Below are 16,204 nucleotides of genomic sequence, written 5' to 3'. Positions count from 1 at the left end.
GCGGGTCCCGCGAGAACGCGCCTTTTTGCCTGGCATGCACGTTGCTCAGGTGCGACCCGACCCGGCACTCTGGCGTCCACTTTTTGGCGCACGACCCGAGCGGAGACATCCCATGAAGCTCAGCCTTGGACTCGCCCCTTTCTTCTTGCTCGCACTCGGTGCCTGCACCTCCCTCGCCCCATACGGCGGCATCATGGCCCAACCCGGCGCTGGCTCTGCGCCGGCCCCGGGCGGAGCTTCGACCCAGGAGCCCTCGAGTCCCGCGGCCGGTACTCCGGTTGCTGCCACCCCGTCCACGGGCGGCTCCGCACAGCCCAGCGCACCGAGCAGTGTGAGTGTCACGATCAAGAGCTCGTGCAGCAAGACCGTGAAGGTGTTCTACGGCGACAAACCGAAGTTCGGCAGCGGCACCTACTCGTCAGCGAGCAGCAACTCGCGTCAGAGTCACAGCTTCCGGCCGGGTGACCAGTTCTGGATCGTCGACGACAAGGAAAATGGCGTGGCCAACGTCCAGGTCGGCGCCGACTCTCGGGAGATCGAAATCAGCGGCTCTTGCACCCAGTTGGCCCTGCGTTGAGCGCCTGCGTTGCCCGACCAGCAGGATGAACTATCCTCCGGGCGGTGGCGGACTCCGACTCGACCCCCACGATGCCGCGTGAGCTCGGCCCGTTCTCCATTCAGGGGATCCTGGGCGAGGGCGGCAGCGCCGTGGTCTACGCCGCAACCTGGAACGGCGACGAGGTGGCGCTCAAGGTGCCGCGCGAGCGCGAGCTCACTCCCAAAGAACAAGAACGATTTCTGGAAGAAGCCAAGATGCTCGAACGGGTGCGACATCGCGCCGTAGTCGACGTCCTCGGCTCCGGTCGCCTGCCAGACGGCCTGCCTTACCTGGTGATGCGCCGCTACGAGGGCACGACCCTCGCGGAGTACCTGGCAGCGCACGGGGCTCTCACCACGAGCCACGCGCTGGATCTGTTCGAACAGCTGGCGAGCGCGGTCCAGGCGCTGCACGACGCGGGCTTGTTGCACCGGGATCTGAAACCCGAGAACCTGCTCGTCGTCGACAACTGCCGGGCGCTCAAGCTCCTGGACTTCGGCATCGCAAAAGAGATCGATGCACCCGCGTCGACCACGACCCAGGCCGGCATCGCCCGCGGCACGCCGGCCACCATGGCGCCCGAGCGTTTTTTCGGAGCGCCCGCCAGCCTGAGCACGGATGTGTACGAGCTCGCGGTGGTGTTCTACGCGATGCTGATGGGCCGCTTGCCCTGGAGCGAGGTGACCAACGTCCAAGCGCGGCTCAACCCGCTGTCTCCCATCGAGGCAGGCGCGGAGATCCCGGAGGCGCTGTCGACGGCGGTGATGGCCGCGCTCTCGACGCGACCAGAACGACGCCCGGCTGACGTTGCGGCGCTGGTGGCGAGTGTGCGTCAGGGCGCCCAGAGAGCCGCGGTCACGAGCCGCGTGACGGCAGCGACCAGCATCAGCGCCCCACCGCCGCCTCTGGAACCTCAGCGCAGCGAGGACGCACAGGTCATCGAGAGTCGGCGTGAGCCGACCCAGCGCGCGCACGTGCGTCTGTGGGCAGCCCTCGGCGCGGTCTTGCTCGTGGCCCTCACGGGCGTCGGGGTGCTGGCGACCCGCGCGCCTGTCGGGGCGAATTCGCCAGGATCCGCGGCGTCCGACGCGCCCCACGCGGCCCTCGAGACCGCGCCGCCCGACACCGCCCAGGCGCTCGTCCCGACAGGTTTGCCGGAGCCATCGGCCCCCCTCGACCCGCCCGCGCTGGCCGTGGGCGCGGGCGCGAGCGCCACTCACCTGCGGCTGAAGCTCGCAGGCCAGGCCGCGTCGGCGGCGCCATCGGCCGCACCTGCGCCGTCAGCGAAACCCGCACCGTCCTCGAGACCGACGCCGCCCGGCAAACCCAAGGGTGCCCCCTGTACGCGTTCGTCAGAGTGCGCGAGTATGGTCTGCGCGGCGGAAACCTGTCAGTGAAGCTTCGACAGATCGGTCTCGTGTTGGCGCTGCTCAGCTGGAGCAGCTACGTCTTGGCCGACGAGTACGACGCTGCGTTCACCCGCGCGATCGCCGCCAAGGAGCGCGCGCTCGACGAGAACGATCCCGCCCGCTGGCAGCTCGCGCTCGATCTGTTCACGGAGGCGACGCGTCTGCGTGCGACCAAAGAGAGTACGTACGAGCTCGGCGCGGCCGCCGCGCGTCTCAAACAGGACGACGTCGCGGTGGAGGCGTACGAGGCGGCCCTGGCACTCGGGCTCGATGGCGGCGTCGCCGACAGAGCCCGGGCCTTCATCGGGGAAAAGCGCGCAGAGATGGGCCGCGTGCGGGTGGTTGGACCGGCGGGCGGGGAGATCTGGATCGCCGGCCGCTGGCGCGCAAGTCTTCCGCTCGGCAAACCGTTGGTGGTGTTCACGGGCAACCGCAAGCTCGAGCTGCGCGCGCACGGTGACCGCGAGCAGCGGGAGCTCAGTGTGGCCGCCGGCAGTGAGCAGACCGTCGACTTCAATCTGCGCGTTGCCCGGCCCACCGGTCCGGTGCCCGGAGGGCGCGCGGCTCAGACCGCGCCGCTCGACGCCCCGCCGGACAATGGCCGCGCGCTCGCGTGGTCGCTCACGCTGGGCGGAGCGGGCCTCGCCGTGCTCGGCGGCGCAACCGTATTGATTGCGGGCAGCAATCTGTCGTCGCACCGCGATCGGCTCTCAGCGCTGTGTGCTGTGCAAAGTGGCCCGGATGCGTGCAGCACTGCCCGCCCGGGCGAAAAATCCGCCGCCCAGAGCGAGGTCGACTCCATAGCAACCTGGAAAGCCACCCGCACCGGAGGTTGGGTCGGCCTGGGTGTCGGAGCGGTGACGGCTGGCATCGGGCTCGTGCTCTTGGCCAAGCCAACCGCGAAACAACCGCCCCGGACCGCGTTCAGCCTCGCTCCCACCGCCGGTGGAGCAACTCTCGGCCTCCGCGGCTGGCTGGATTGAGGCGAGCGCGTTATCGTTCGCAGCCATGCGATTCGCTCGATCCGTGCTGGTGCTGGGACCCCTGGCACTCTTCATCGGCGCTGCTCTCGGCTCGACCAGCTGCGGCGAGAACGCCGAGGTCAAACCCAAGGGCACCGGCGGCACGGCCGGAGACGCCTCGGCGGGCACCGGCGGTGGAGGCACGGGCGGCACGGGCGGGGGCATCAACCTGGACACGGGGCTCGGGGGCGCGGCCGGGGGCAGTGATGCGTGCGTCGGCGACGGCTGCGCGTCCGACGCGGGCCCGGCCTGTGGAGACGGCAAGATCGATCCCGGTGAAAAGTGCGACGACGCGAACGGTGTGTCCGGCGACGGCTGCGCCGCCAACTGCGACGCGATCGAAAAAGACTTCGCCTGCCCGACCCCCGGCCAGGCCTGTGTCTCCACCGTGAAGTGCGGTGACGGGAAGATCAGCGGCGGCGAGACCTGTGACGACGGCAACTCGGCCGCAAACGACGGCTGCGACGCGAACTGCAGCGTCGAAGCGGGCTGGAAGTGCCCCGTCGTTGGTGCAGCCTGTCAGGCGGCAGACTGCGGTGACGGCATCGTGGCGGGCAGCGAGAAGTGCGACGACAAGAACAAGACCGCTGGCGATGGCTGTGATCCGAGCTGCAAGCTCGAGGTGGGCTGGAAGTGCCCGACTCCGGCGCAGGCCTGCGAAAAGACCGTGTGCGGGGACGGCAAGACCGAGGGCACGGAGCAGTGCGACGACGGCAACAACGACCTGGGTGATGGTTGCACCCCCTTCTGCGTGAAGGAGCCCAACTGCAGCGCGGGCGCCTGTGTCAGCACTTGCGGCGACGGATTGAAGCTGCCCAGTGACAACGAACAATGTGAAGACGGCAACACCGTCAGCGGCGACGGCTGCTCGGCGACCTGCCAGCTCGAACCTGGGTTCAAGTGTACGGACGCGCCCTCGGGCAGCGGCACCCAGCTGAAGCTGCCGATCGTGCTCCGAGATTTTCACGCCGCCCACCCCGATTTCGAGGCGTTTCTGGGCGTGGACACCGGCATCGTCGCGGCCACGCTGAAAGCGAGCGGAAAACCCCAGTACAAGTCCGCGACCACGACTCCGACCACGACCGGCGCCGCGAATTTCGATCAGTGGTACTCGGACGCGCCCAGCGTCAACGTGACGGTGCTGCAGACGCTGACCCTCGGACAGATCACCGGCGGCGCCTACCAGTACAGCAACGCCAACTTCTTCCCGCTCACGGGCCTCGGTTTCGGCAACGAGGGCAACTCGCAGAACTTCCACTTCACGAGCGAGGTGCGCTACTGGTTCGAGTACAAGGGCGGGGAGCAGCTCGACTTCACCGGCGACGACGACGTCTGGGTTTTCGTGAACAAACAGCTCGCCGTCGATCTGGGCGGCGTGCACGGTGCCATGAACGGTGGCATCACCCTGGGCGCGGCGCAGGCGACGCAGTTCGGGCTGCAGGTCGGCAAGGTCTACGAGATCGTCGTGTTTCAGGCCGAGCGCCACACCACCCAGTCGAACTACAAACTCACACTCTCGGGCTTCACCAACACCACCTCGAGCTGCAAGAGTGTGTGCGGCGACGGCATCAAGACGCCCGACGAGGCGTGTGACGACGGCAAGAACGACGGCAGCTACGGCAGCTGCACCAGCGACTGCAAACAGGGACCGAGCTGCGGCGATGGCCTGCTGCAATCTCCACCGGAAGAGTGCGACGACGGCGTGAACCTGTCGCCCTACGGCGGCTGCGCGCCGGGCTGCAAGAAGGGCGGCTTCTGCGGCGACGCCGTGGTCGACAGCCTGTTCGGGGAAGCCTGTGACGACGGCACGAACGACGGCGGTTATGCGGAGTGTGACACCGGTTGCAAGCTCGGGCCTCGCTGTGGGGACGGCATCAAGCAGGCACCGCAAGAAGAGTGCGACGACGGCAACAAGAAGAGCGGGGATGGCTGCAGCGCCAGCTGCAAGACCGAAGGCCCCGCCTGAAACCCGCAAGCGACCTTCCTGTCGACTGGCAGACCGCGGGCTTCACCCCCGGGGCTCGTCACCTCGGCGCCCTCGTGTCCCTCACCGGGTCGAGCGAGGAGACGACCGCCGAGGCGGCGGAGCGAGCCCTTGGCCGCGCCGGGCTCGCCGGTGCCGAGGCCGCTCGGCGCGCACTCGCTGAACCGACTCCGGGGTCGCGTGCACGCCTGGCCCGGGTGCTCTCGCGCGTGGCGGTCGAGCACGCCGAGGCGCTGCGCGCGCCGCTCCTCGGACTGCTCGCCGATCCCGAGGCCCGGGTGCAGCGCGCCGCGATCTCGGGCCTCGGCAAGATCGGCGGGCCCGAGGTCGAAGCGGCGCTGCTCGGCGCGTTTGCCAAGGCCGAGCTCCCCGAGCAGCGGGCGTTGGTCGAGGCGCTCGGCAAGCTCGGCGGCCGCCCGAGTCGAACCTTCCTCCTGGGGCTGAAGCTCGCCGATCCAGAGCTCGAACGCCGGCGTGCTCGCGCGCTCGTCATGCTCGGCCGAAGCGTCGATCGCGTCGACGTCGACGTGGACGTCGAGAGTCCGGTGCCGCACCCGGTGAGAGTGATCTTTCGCTGCCGCAGCGGCGTCGCCCCCACCCTGCTCGAGGAAGTCCGCGAGCACTGCCACCCGAGCGCTGCGGAGCTGTCGCCGACCGAAGTCAGCCTCGAATGGACCGGCTCGCTGAGCAGGCTGCTCGAGGTGCGCACCGCGCTCGACGTGAGCCTCGAAGTGCAACTCGACAACGACGGCCCGCTCGACGCCCGCGTGGTTGCCGCGCTTCGAAAGTCGGTGCCGCTCTTGGTCGCACTCTCGTCAAGCATGCCGCGATTCCGACTTGCCTGGCTCGGAGCGGGCCATCAGCGCTCGGCCACCTTCCGTGTCGCGGACGCGTTGCGCGGCACTGAGCTGATCAACGATCCGAAAGGCGCACCGTGGGAAGCACGAGTGGACGAGCGTGGGCAGCGGCTGCTGCTCGTGGCGCGCCCGAACCTGGATGCGCGCTTCGGGTATCGCGGCCGCGACGTGCCCGCGGCTTCGCACCCCACCCTGGCGGCGGCGCTCGCCCGCATCGGCGGTGTCCAGCCCGATGACGTGGTCTGGGATCCCTTCGTGGGCAGCGGGCTCGAGCTGTGTGAGCGTGGGCTCCTGGGGCCGTTTCAGCGGCTGATCGGCACCGACTTGTCGGAGCAGGCGCTCGGCGCCGCCGAGGAGAACCTGCGCCGCGCGGGCTTCGAAGCACAGCTCGTGCGGGCCGACGCCCGGAGCTTCGACGCCGGCGAGGTGACCCTGATCCTGACCAATCCCCCCATGGGCCGCCGGGTGGCGCGGGACGGCGAGCTCGAGTCACTCGTCGAGGCGTTCCTCGGCAACGTCGCACGCTGCCTGAGTCCGAGAGGGCGAATGGTCTGGCTGTCCCCACTGCCCCGGCTCTCAGCGCAGCGGCTCGAGGCTCACGGACTCAGCGTGGAGCGACGGGGCGCGGTGGATCTCGGCGGCTTCGACGCGGAGCTGCAGGTCGCGCGCTTCTCTGCGCAAAATCCGCGCACGCGCTGACCGCTTGCGGAAGCGCCCCCCGCCCCACTGACCCTCTGGGCCTTCGGACCTGGACAGCCTCGCCCTCGGACGCCAAGATGCTCGGCGCCATGAAGACCCTCATCGCAATCGCTCTCTTCCTCACTGCAACCGCCTGCAATAAGGCCGAAAAACCTGGGCAGGCCGCCGCGAGCGCAGCCCCCACCGGTCCGAGCTCGGGCACGATCAACGTGAAGGCGGACGAGAACGGGTTTGCTCCGAGCAGCATCAGCTTGAAGAAGGGCGAGGCCGCGACCTTGCGCTTCACGCGCACCAGCGACGAGACCTGCGCCACCAAGGTGGTGTTTCCCGAGCTGAAGCTCGAAAAAGAGCTGCCGCTGAATCAGCCGGTCGAGGTCGCCATCGACACCAAAGAGGCAAAGACGGTCGGCTTCGAGTGCGGCATGGGCATGTACAAGAGCAAGGTCGTGATTGAGTAGCCTCAGGGCTTCTTCAGATCTTCTTTCTTGAGCTTCTCGAGCACCGTCTGCGCGGCCTTGCGTTTGTCCTTGATGGCAAGCTCCAGCGTCTTCAGCTTGGCCCTGAGCGCCGTGAGTTTGTCCTCCGCGTCCAGGATGCGCTTCACGAGCGGGTTCGCGTTCTGACCCTGCCCACTCTTGTCGCCGAGCGCCGCGAGGTGTTCGCGCAGACGTTTTAGATCCTCGTTCACCTCCTCGACCCCAGCCTGGGCCTCGTCCTTGTCCTTGCCGCGAGCCTCGGCCTCCTCCAGGCGTGCCCCGGCTTCTTTCAAGAGGGCACGGTCTGCCTGCGGCAGGGCCTCCAGCGCCGCGAGCTGCATGACCCGTTCCGCGGTGAGCGACTGCATGTGAGTCGAGCGCTGCAGGCCCTCCTTGATCTTCAGCGTGCGCTCCAGCTTCTTGCCCGGCATCGCCTTGAACACCGCCAGGGGCTTTCTGTCTTGCACGTCGTAGTCGAGCTCGTCCGCCCCCTCGACCGCCGAATTGTCCACGACATCGAGGGCGAGATACACGGTGCGCATGGCGCGAGCGCGGTTCTTGAGCTCGTAGAGCCGCACACTGGAGCGGAAGAAGTCTTCCTCGAGCACCTCGTTCTTGAAGCGCACCCGCTGCGGTTCGTCCTTGGATTCACTCTTCAGACTCTCGAGCTCGACGTCGAGATCGACGCCGAACTGCAAGAACGCGCGCTCCGTCGGCTTGAGCCGGCCGAGCCCAGCTTCGCCAGCGAAGCCACCGGCCTCGTAGATGGCGATGGGCCCCGAGGGCAGCGTCTGGCGGGTGGCGTTCACGAAGCGGAGTGCACTCCGGGCCGGCTCACCGGGCGTCGCGAACCAGCTGATGCGCCGGGTGATCACCTGGGAGCCGAGGAACGGCACCAGCGCCGAGCCGTGCGCGCGCAGATCGAGCGGCTGGGCGAGTTTGTAGCTGAACAGCGCGCCGGCCTCGACCCCCTCCGCGGGGGCGATCGACGCCAGGTTGCCTACGCTGAGCGATTCGCTGCTGGAGACGGTCGCGCCCATGCGCACCATTGGCGCCCGTGTCTTGTGGGTGCCGCCCAGGCGCCCATGCCCCGAACCGAACCCCTGCCCAGTGCCCGTGCCGGAGCCGTGGCCAATCGTGCCGATGTCCAGGTTGTCACCCCAGATCTGATCCACCGTCGTGTCCTGCAGCTGCGGCACGGTCGCCAGGCGCTCTTCCGGCTCCGCCAGCGGCCGGCGGGAATAACGCGGCGCCGCCAGGGGAAACAGGAACGAGTCCGGCTGTCCGTTCACCAGCTCGACCTTCACCTTGGCCCAGCTCTCCTCGGTGTCGTTGTGGATCAACGCCCAGCCTTGCAGGGTGCCACGCTCGCCGTTGTCAGCGAGCACCAGGCGATAGGTCATGCGCCAGATGGGCGCCTCGGCGAGATAGCCGAGCGTCACGGGTTTGTCGCTCGATGCCAGCAGGCGAAGCGCACGCTGGTTCTGCGCGGCTCGCACCGACAGGGCATCGAGCGCCGCGCCGAAGCGCGTTGCATAGGACGGATCCGTCGGGCGCACGCTGCGCACGTTGGCCGTGTCGAGCTTGCGCAGCTCGCCCGCACTGCTCACGACGAGCAGGATCAGCTCCGGACGCTTGGGCTCGGGCTCCTCCCCGCGCCGTTTGTGCTTCTTCCGATCGTCGTCCTCGTCGTCTGCGGCTGCGGGCGAGGCCGGAGCCGGCGGCGGCTCCAGCACGTCGATCAAACGTGCGACCAGGGTCTCGCTCTTCTTGCCCGTGATCTCGAGCTCGACCTCGGCGCCTTTCAGACTCGAGAGCAGCGTGCGGTACGTCATCACCTCGTCGGCGTTCGCGGGGAGCCCCGCCAGTGCCCGGGCCATGCCTTGACTCAGACTGCTGGCGAACTCGACCCCGGTCAGCGTGACGTTGCCGGAATCACCCGCGACCACCAGGGTCTTCAGCGCATCATCGAGATGGCCGGTCGGGACCGGCAGGGTCGTCAGCTCTCCCTGACTCAGGCGACCGGACCGCTCGAAGTAGCCAACCCCGGTCTCGTACAACTTCAGCGATCGGAGGGGCAGCACCGACGCCGGCGCGGCGGACTCGACCTGGGCATGGCAGCCGGAAACCAGGGACAAGGCCCCGATCAGCGAAGAGAAGGCTAAAATTCTCATGGGAGCTCCGACGGCTCGTACCAGGACAGCAGACCTGTGTCGATGGTTCCAGGGTTCGTGAGCCGTCGGCTGTCATCGCGCGGGAGCGGGTCTCTTGCTAAGCTCCCGCCGTGGCAGGTCGGCTTGCAGCTTTGGGTGCGCTCTTCGGGCTCTCGGCGCTGATCCTGGCGAGCTGCGCCACGGGTGAGGCCGATCTGGGCGGCGGCAATCTGTCGGACTCCGGCATCGGTGGCTACAAGAGCAGCGGCGGCAACGCCGGCTCTGGAAGCGCCAGCATCGGGGGCGCGGCGGGCTGGGCGCAAGGCGGTGCGAACAGCGGCGGCGGGGTCGCCGGGGGCGCCGGCGTTGGTGCAAGCGGCGGCGTTGGTGCAAGCGGCGGCGTTGGTGCAAGCGGCGGCGTTGGCGCAAGCGGCGGCGTTGGCGCAAGCGGCGGCGTTGGCGCGAGCGGCGGCGTTGGCGCAAGCGGCGGCGTTGGTGCAAGCGGCGGCGTTGGCGCAAGCGGCGGCGTTGGTGCGAGCGGCGGCGTTGGCGCAAGCGGCGGCGTCGGCGCAACCGGCGGCGTTGGCGCAACCGGCGGCGTTGGCGGCGGCACGGGCGGCAACATCATCCCCAGTACCTGCGGCGACGCCCATGGCGACGTCGGCTGTTGTGGCTCGAACAACGAGATCTACTACTGGGCCTGCGCCAAGCTCCAGGGCGGTCCGGGCTCGTGTCAGGGCAACCCGTGCGGCTGGGATCCGGTCAACAAGTTCTATTCCTGTGGTGGCACCGGCTTCACTGGCTCCGACCCGAGCGGCAAGTTCAAACGCGAGTGCGGCGGCACGAACCCCGATCCGACCAGCTGCCCCGGCACCCCCTGCTGCCAGGGGTACTGCAACAAACAATCCCCCTCCAGCTGCTGGTGCGACACGTTCTGCACCCTCGGTGGCGACTGCTGCCCGGACGCGTGTCAGGTCTGCGGCGCCTGCTGAGTCTCGGCGATCTCGAATAGCAGCTCCTCCGTTGCGCTCCACCCGAGGCAGCCGTCCGTGATCGATACACCGCGCGCGAGCGGCGCGCCACGTTTCCAGTCCTGCCGCCCCTCCTCCAGGTTGCTCTCGATCAGGAACCCCATCAGCGCAATCTGCCCTTGTTTCATCTGTTCGAGCACCGCCCGGCAGACCTCCGGCTGGCGGCGGTAGTCCTTCATCGAGTTGCCGTGGGAGGTGTCGACCATGATCGAACGCACGATGGCCGGCGCCGCGGCGCTGACTCGCTCCGCCGCCGCACGCACGTCGTCCGGAAAGTAGTTGGGTTCGGCTCCTCCCCGCAGCACCACGTGGCGATCCGGGTTGCCGCGCGTCTGCACCACGCAGGTGGCGCCATCCGAATTGATGCCCAAGAAATGGTGCGAAGCGCCGGCCGAGATCAGGGCGTTCACACACGCTTCGAGGCTGCCATCGGTCCCGTTCTTGAACCCCACGGGCATGCTGACTCCGCTGGCCATTTCTCGATGGGTCTGGCTCTCCGTCGTCCGGGCGCCGATCGAGGCCCACGACAGCAAGTCCGCCACGTACTGCGGCGTGATCGGATCGAGCAGCTCACTGCCACACGGCACACCAAGCTCGTTGATGGCGAGCAAGGTGCGGCGCGCGCGGTAGAGGCCGGTGCCGATGTCACAAGTGCCGTCCAGGTGCGGGTCGTTGATCAAACCCTTCCAGCCGACGGTGGTCCGCGGCTTCTCGAAGTAGGTACGCATGATCACGATCAGTCGCTCGCGGGTCTGCGCTCGGACCTTCGCGAGCCGCGTGGCGTATTCGATCGCCGCATCCGGGTCGTGGATCGAGCACGGGCCGACGATCACCACGCGCCGCAGGAGATCTCGCCCGAAGATCACGTCGCGCAGGGCAGCCCGCGTCGCGAGCACCTGCTCGAGCACCACCGGCGACGCAACCAGCTCCGACTTCACCCGACGCGGCGCGACCAGCGGCAGAAACCCGGTCAGATTGGTATTTTCGACCGGGACGTCCGAGAAATCGTGCTCGCTGGCTGACATGGGAGACGGGAGGGATGCGGCCAGTTGCCTCGGAGGTCAAGCCGAACCGAGCGCCTGCTCGAGCGCACCGAGAACTTCGCCAGCGGAGCCGTCGACGCGGAGTGTGGCGAGTGGGTCGCCGCGGGTCGGCCCGAGGTTGACGATGCCGATGGGTTTCCCGCGCTCGGCAGCCCGGCGCACGAAGCGGTAGCCGGAAAAAACGCTGAGGGACGAGCCCACCACCAGCAGGGCGTCGGCCCGCTCGATCATTTCGTAAGCCGCATCGACGGTCGTTCGCGGCACGTTCTCGCCGAAGAAGACCACGTCCGGTTTGAGCACTCCGCCACACTCGAGGCAGGCGGCGACCTCGAACTCCAGAGCGTCCCTCGACTCGAGCTCGGCGTCGCCGTCCGGGAGCGCGGTCGCGGGCAGCTCGGGCCAACCCGGGTTCAGCGCGAGCAGCCGAAGCTGAAGCGCCCTGCGCGCCTCGAGGGCCGCGCAGTCGAGACACCGCACCCGCTCGAGCGCACCGTGAAGCTCGATCACCTGGCGACTCCCGGCGGCGTGGTGCAAACGGTCGACGTTCTGGGTGATGAGCCCGGCGAGCTGAGCTCGCTGCTCCAGCTCGGCGAGGGCCAGGTGTGCGCCGTTCGGCCTCGCCCCCTGGAACCGCTGCCAGCCGGCGACACTGCGCGCCCAGTACCTTCGCCGAGTCTCCGGGTCGCGCTTGAAGGCCTGGAACTGCACCGGCGTGGGCGCAGGCCCGCGGCGCCCCGGTCCGCGGTAGTCCGGGATGCCACTCTCGGTGCTGCAGCCAGCGCCGGTCAGCGCCAACACCGCGCGCCCACGGCAGAGCTCGACGAGCTGGCTGATGCTCATGGGCAGGCAGGAAACTGCGCGGCGCCTTCGACCTCGGTCGCTTCGGCGTGCACGATCCCGGAGTCCGTGAGTACCTGTCCGTACACGTCCGTCACCCGGAACGTGTACGGGCCACCGCAGCCAAAACAAACGAAAAACCCGAGCACGGCCAGCGTCCGCATCAACCCCGAGCATGTCACGGTCGCCCCCCCCTTGCAGCTCATTCGGCCGGATTTCCGTGCCCGCGCTACCCTGACGCGGATGAGCAACACGGGGGCAACACGGGCCTCCCTGGCGGCGATCCTCGAGGAGGCCGCCGCAGTCGGAGATCTCCCCCGCGCGCTCGAGCTGATCCAGGAGGGCGCGCTGGTGACGCCGGATGCCTTGTGTCTCGCGGTTGCCCGCGGCGCCACCGACGTCGTGGTCGCCCTGCTCGACGCCGGAGCGAACCCGAACGCATCCGACCGCCACGGGGTGGCGCCGATCTTCATCGCCGCCGCCGCGGGCCATCCGGCGGTGCACGCCTACCTCGCCGATCCGGACCGGACCGATCTACGCGGCGGGCCGTGGCCGGAGCACACCGCCAGCATCGGCCACGGCGAGATCATCTGGACGCTGGCGTCGCGGGGCGCCGACGCGAGCGCGCGCCACGCACCCCACTCGCGCCAGACCGCCTCCGGCACGACCGCATTGATGACCGCCGCCGCCTTCGGGCACACCGGAGCCCTCGACGTCCTGATCGCACACCAGGCCGATGCCCGCGCCACGGACTACGCCGGCCGCACCGCGCGGGACTGGGCCGAGCACTTCGGGCAGAAGGCCGCCATGGAGCGGCTGAAACAGTTCACGCGGCGCTGAGCGCGCGGCTAGAGCTCGAGGCCCCGCCCACGACCGGAGCTTCCTATCCGAGCTTCTTCCCGATCGCGTCCCTGAGCGCGAGACAGCACGAGTCGTAGCGCAGATCCGCAGCGCCAGACTTGTCGACCACGAGCCGGACCGCGCTGGGCGGCTGGTGATGCTCGGGACAGGAGACGCCCGCCAGGCCCTGCGCCACCTGAGTCGCCAGCTCGTTCAGCGCGCGCACGACCGACGCGTCCTTGACCTGGCTGAGCGGAACGTCTTTGCCCCGCACGTTCACGCTCACACTGACGACCACCTTCGCCATGCACCCCAGTCTAGGCGCGACCCGGCGCGGTCGGCAGCGCAAAATCGCCGCTGGCTCAGCGGTTGGCCTTGCAGCACCGAAACCCCGTTTGCACGCCGGCGTAGGTCTCGCCGTGGTTGGCCGTCGCCGCGCGGCAGCGGTTGCGCCCGACGAGCCACCATCCCCCGCGTAAGATCGCGCGCTTGCCTGGGTCCTGTCCCTCTCGCGTGGTCCACTCGTCGACGTTTCCGACCAGATTGAAGACGCCGAACGGGCTCTTGCATTCGGGCAGGGCGTCTCGCTTCACGCGCCGGTCAATGAACTGATCCGGTCCCGTGACCAGCTGCTCTTCCGGGAAGTCGTGGTTGCAGCGCTTGCCCTCTCTGACGTAGCCGTACGGGTACGGCAACGCTTCCGGTCCCTCACACGCAAACTCCCATTCGTTCTCCGAGCACAGACGTTTGTCCATCTGTCGACACAGGTTCTGCGCCTCACCGTAGTTCACGTGGGTCAGCGGGAAGGCGTACCCGGGAGGGGTGAGCTCGTAGGTGTCGATGCAGTAACTCATGCGCGCCTTCGAGCTCTTGCACTCGACGGGCTCGGCGAACTCCGCACAGGCGATCTTCTGTCCCGCACTGAGCCGCGGCAGCCAGCGTTTGCAGTACTGCATCGGCACCGAGCAGCGGAGGCCCTCGACGAAGCTCATGTCCACGGGGCACTTGGCACTCTCGGACTCGTAGGCCGGCGGCGAGAGCTTCGGCAGGCGCCCCGTTTCGCTGACAAAGCCGCGCATCCCTTCCGGGTCACGCGGCAGGTCGGCGGCGGCGGGAACAGACGGCGCAGCCGCGTCCGCGGCGGACACCGCACCCGCGTCACTGCCCGACGCGAGCCGGTCGGCCTTCTTGCAGCAGCGAAAGCCGGTGGTGAAGTCGTGATACTCGGGCCCGTGACCGGCGGTCACGTAGCGGCACCCTTTGCCGTGGAGCTTCGCCTCCAGGTAGTGCCCGCCCATCAGCAGCGCCTTCTTGTCACCCGCGGTCCACTCGAGCAGATTGCCCTGCATGTCGTGGACTCCTTCGGGGGTCGTACACTTCGCAAACTCACCGGTCTTCGCCACGGTCTCGTCGAGCTGATTCAACTTCGGATCGTTGAGAATGACCGAGTCGTGTTGGTACTTCCCGTGCACGCGCACGACCGGATGCAAACGACGCGCGATGTTGCAGGCTCCCTGCTCGAACTCCGTCCCGTAGGGGTAAATCCGGTAGGGTCGCGTGGTGCCCATACAGGCGTCCTGCCACTCCTGGGTCGTGCACAGGTGTTTACCGGAGCGTTTGCAGGCAAGCTCGCCTTCCTCCGCCGAGATATAGGCCTGCGGCGACGCGCCGGGGCGACTCACCGCGTGTACCTTGAGGGGCCCAACCGCGTGGTGCGGTGAGTGCTCAGTGCCGTCGGGGTTCTGGGTCGAGGCCTCCCAGCGATCGACGCAGAACCGGTCATCGATCAGCGCCATCTCACTCGGGCACCGCGTCGACGGTGGGGCACTCGCCGCCGCGGCGTCGCTCGGGCTCGGTGCCGCCGCGTCGACGGCACCAGCCGCCACCCCGGCATGGCTTCCGCCGCTCGCACCGACTGCATCGTCCATCGCAGTCGGCTCCCGCTTCTTGCCGCACATCGCACACAGCACGAGCAGCGGCAGGGCAACTCGGACCAGTCGGCGCGGCACGGATGCCAGGGTAGCAGTCGAGCATTGGGCCACGCGAAAAGCGTGCGCTCGGGCGAACCCGTCCGTGCGCTCGAGAGCGTCGCCACCAGAGCACGCCATGAGCCCTTGCCCGGCCTCGACGCTGGAACTCCCGCGGCTCCGGGCCCGGTAACGGCTGCGCTTGACCGGCGTCAAGTACGTCGAATTTTCGCGTTTTCCTGGCGTGCCGCGGCCCTTGGACCTTGTTATCAAAGAGGCTCAGCGGGGCCTGTCTCGGGACCCGCGGCGCGTGCGCCGGGAAGGGTCCGACCATGTTCCGAATCGAGCTTTCGAGCGTTGGAAAACCTTGGCGAGTTTTGGCGGCAGTAAGCGTGGTGGCGTGTGCCACGCTCGGCTGCGGCAGCGACGACTCTTCCAGTACGAACGCACCCGGAGACGAGCCGAAGGCGACCTACGGGCCACCGTCCAAACAAACGGTGTCGAAGTTCCAGCGGGCCAACCCCGACGGGACCAATCGCGACGTCGAGAGCCACGTGGTCGGAGAGAAGACCATCGGAGGCACCAGCCTGTGGCGCACCCGCATCGGTGACTTTTCCGGGGCGGCGCCCAGCGGCTCGGAGGCCTGGATCGTCCAGCCGAACGCCGACACCCTGCTCTTTGGCGGGGGTGAGATCTATTCACAAGACATCTTGCCGAGCCCTGACCCGACGCAACCGTCGGCCAGCGTCGAGCTCAGCACACCGTTGAAGATCGATCTTGCTGGCACCGTTGGGCAGGCCGTGCCGGTCACCGTGGACACGACCCTGCGGGTGCTCGGCCAAGACGTGCCCGTGAAGATCTCGGCGACGATCACCCTGGAGAGTGCAAACGAGACCCTCACCACCCTGGCCGGGGTGCTGCACGGCACCCGCAAATTCGTGGGCACCGGGAGCGCCGACAACCCCGCGCTCAAGACCTTGATCGGCGGGGACTCACTCAACGCCGCCGTCTGGTATCACCCGGGCCTCGGCATGGTCCGAGCCACGGTCACCCTGCCCAACAAGGGTGACTTCGATTTCGATTTCATCGGGACCAGCGAGTACGGCAACGCCACGAGCGGCACCAATCGCATCCAGGCCATGGCGGTGCTTAACACGCTCGAGAGCTTGAACCTCGACACGTACGACGTGAACGGCCAGTTCGACGCTGACAAACAGACGCACGCGAAGATGATGATCGAGGCGCGGTTCCTCGACGAGGCGAAGGCCGCCAGCTCCAATCTGTCCGC

Annotated in this window: 14 protein-coding genes and 1 pseudogene; 9 read left to right on the top strand and 6 right to left on the bottom strand. The window is 68.4% G+C overall.

From position 1 onward, the window contains the following. The first annotated feature begins 112 nt into the window (after positions 1 to 112). The 6 genes and pseudogenes from IPI67_21145 (at position 113) to IPI67_21120 (ending at position 7,027) form a co-directional block, all read left to right on the top strand. Positions 113 to 577, top strand: a complete 465-nt coding sequence (locus IPI67_21145) for a hypothetical protein (GenBank protein ID MBK7582689.1) — start codon at positions 113 to 115, stop codon at positions 575 to 577. A gap of 44 nt (positions 578 to 621) precedes the next feature. Next, entirely contained in the window at positions 622 to 1,995 is a 1,374-nt protein-coding gene (locus IPI67_21140; GenBank protein MBK7582688.1) for a protein kinase, read from the top strand. Beyond that, entirely contained in the window at positions 1,956 to 2,990 is a 1,035-nt protein-coding gene (locus tag IPI67_21135) for a hypothetical protein (GenBank protein ID MBK7582687.1), read from the top strand. The genes IPI67_21140 and IPI67_21135 overlap by 40 nt, the downstream gene beginning before the upstream one ends. A gap of 25 nt (positions 2,991 to 3,015) precedes the next feature. Then, positions 3,016 to 4,773 (top strand): annotated as a pseudogene (locus IPI67_21130) (DUF4215 domain-containing protein). 296 nt (positions 4,774 to 5,069) lie between these two features. Further along, positions 5,070 to 6,569 (top strand): HEAT repeat domain-containing protein, encoded by a 1,500-nt coding sequence (locus tag IPI67_21125; GenBank protein MBK7582686.1) that lies wholly within the window; start codon positions 5,070 to 5,072, stop codon positions 6,567 to 6,569. Positions 6,570 to 6,658: 89 nt separating this feature from the next. Continuing rightward, positions 6,659 to 7,027: a cupredoxin domain-containing protein gene (locus IPI67_21120; GenBank protein MBK7582685.1), complete on the top strand. Its 369-nt coding sequence runs from the start codon at positions 6,659 to 6,661 to the stop codon at positions 7,025 to 7,027. Positions 7,028 to 7,029: 2 nt separating this feature from the next. Here IPI67_21120 and IPI67_21115 read toward each other — a convergent pair whose 3' ends face one another. After that, complete coding sequence (locus IPI67_21115) at positions 7,030 to 9,219, bottom strand: hypothetical protein (GenBank protein MBK7582684.1); 2,190 nt, start codon at positions 9,217 to 9,219, stop codon at positions 7,030 to 7,032. 110 nt (positions 9,220 to 9,329) lie between these two features. Here IPI67_21115 and IPI67_21110 point away from each other — a divergent pair, with 110 nt between their 5' ends. Further along, on the top strand, positions 9,330 to 10,190 hold the full coding sequence (locus IPI67_21110; GenBank protein ID MBK7582683.1) for a hypothetical protein: 861 nt from the start codon (positions 9,330 to 9,332) through the stop codon (positions 10,188 to 10,190). On the opposite strand, the gene IPI67_21105 is transcribed toward IPI67_21110, so the two are convergent. Genes IPI67_21105 through IPI67_21095 form a run of 3 tightly spaced genes read right to left on the bottom strand, consistent with a single transcriptional unit; the run spans position 10,169 to position 12,273 of the window. Next, entirely contained in the window at positions 10,169 to 11,254 is a 1,086-nt protein-coding gene (locus tag IPI67_21105; GenBank protein ID MBK7582682.1) for a 3-deoxy-7-phosphoheptulonate synthase, read from the bottom strand. The two genes, IPI67_21110 and IPI67_21105, sit on opposite strands and share 22 nt — an antisense overlap. Positions 11,255 to 11,290: 36 nt before the next feature. Beyond that, positions 11,291 to 12,112: an NAD-dependent protein deacetylase gene (locus IPI67_21100; protein MBK7582681.1), complete on the bottom strand. Its 822-nt coding sequence runs from the start codon at positions 12,110 to 12,112 to the stop codon at positions 11,291 to 11,293. Then, positions 12,109 to 12,273, bottom strand: a complete 165-nt coding sequence (locus IPI67_21095) for a hypothetical protein (GenBank protein MBK7582680.1) — start codon at positions 12,271 to 12,273, stop codon at positions 12,109 to 12,111. The genes IPI67_21100 and IPI67_21095 overlap by 4 nt, the downstream gene beginning before the upstream one ends. Before the next feature lie 79 nt (positions 12,274 to 12,352). Here IPI67_21095 and IPI67_21090 point away from each other — a divergent pair, with 79 nt between their 5' ends. Then, positions 12,353 to 12,949 carry an ankyrin repeat domain-containing protein gene (locus IPI67_21090; protein MBK7582679.1) on the top strand — a complete coding sequence of 199 codons (597 nt, stop codon included), beginning with the start codon at positions 12,353 to 12,355 and terminating at the stop codon, positions 12,947 to 12,949. Between the two features lie 43 nt (positions 12,950 to 12,992). Here IPI67_21090 and IPI67_21085 read toward each other — a convergent pair whose 3' ends face one another. Then, the gene (locus IPI67_21085; protein MBK7582678.1) at positions 12,993 to 13,256 is read right to left on the bottom strand and encodes a hypothetical protein; all 264 of its coding nucleotides are present in this window, start codon (positions 13,254 to 13,256) and stop codon (positions 12,993 to 12,995) included. A gap of 55 nt (positions 13,257 to 13,311) precedes the next feature. After that, positions 13,312 to 14,958 (bottom strand): SUMF1/EgtB/PvdO family nonheme iron enzyme, encoded by a 1,647-nt coding sequence (locus IPI67_21080; protein ID MBK7582677.1) that lies wholly within the window; start codon positions 14,956 to 14,958, stop codon positions 13,312 to 13,314. Between the two features lie 290 nt (positions 14,959 to 15,248). Here IPI67_21080 and IPI67_21075 point away from each other — a divergent pair. Then, positions 15,249 to 16,204: hypothetical protein (locus IPI67_21075; GenBank protein ID MBK7582676.1), on the top strand; the 956-nt coding region annotated here is incomplete at its 3' end.

The sequence above is a fragment of the Myxococcales bacterium genome (genome assembly GCA_016706225.1).
GTDB lineage: Bacteria > Myxococcota_A > Polyangia > Polyangiales > Polyangiaceae > JADJKB01.
This window is presented reverse-complemented; position numbering and strand designations above follow the sequence as displayed.

What these genes read in the sequence shown, in the direction of transcription:
- IPI67_21145 (MBK7582689.1), top strand. Translation starts at nt 113, where the DNA reads ATGAAGCTCAGCCTTGGACTCGCCCCTTTCTTCTTGCTCGCACTCGGT.
- IPI67_21090 (MBK7582679.1), top strand. Translation starts at nt 12,353, where the DNA reads ATGAGCAACACGGGGGCAACACGGGCCTCCCTGGCGGCGATCCTCGAG.
- IPI67_21115 (MBK7582684.1), bottom strand. Translation starts at nt 9,219, where the DNA reads ATGAGAATTTTAGCCTTCTCTTCGCTGATCGGGGCCTTGTCCCTGGTT.
- IPI67_21105 (MBK7582682.1), bottom strand. Translation starts at nt 11,254, where the DNA reads ATGTCAGCCAGCGAGCACGATTTCTCGGACGTCCCGGTCGAAAATACC.
- IPI67_21095 (MBK7582680.1), bottom strand. Translation starts at nt 12,273, where the DNA reads ATGCGGACGCTGGCCGTGCTCGGGTTTTTCGTTTGTTTTGGCTGCGGT.
- IPI67_21100 (MBK7582681.1), bottom strand. Translation starts at nt 12,112, where the DNA reads ATGAGCATCAGCCAGCTCGTCGAGCTCTGCCGTGGGCGCGCGGTGTTG.
- IPI67_21085 (MBK7582678.1), bottom strand. Translation starts at nt 13,256, where the DNA reads ATGGCGAAGGTGGTCGTCAGTGTGAGCGTGAACGTGCGGGGCAAAGAC.
- IPI67_21120 (MBK7582685.1), top strand. Translation starts at nt 6,659, where the DNA reads ATGAAGACCCTCATCGCAATCGCTCTCTTCCTCACTGCAACCGCCTGC.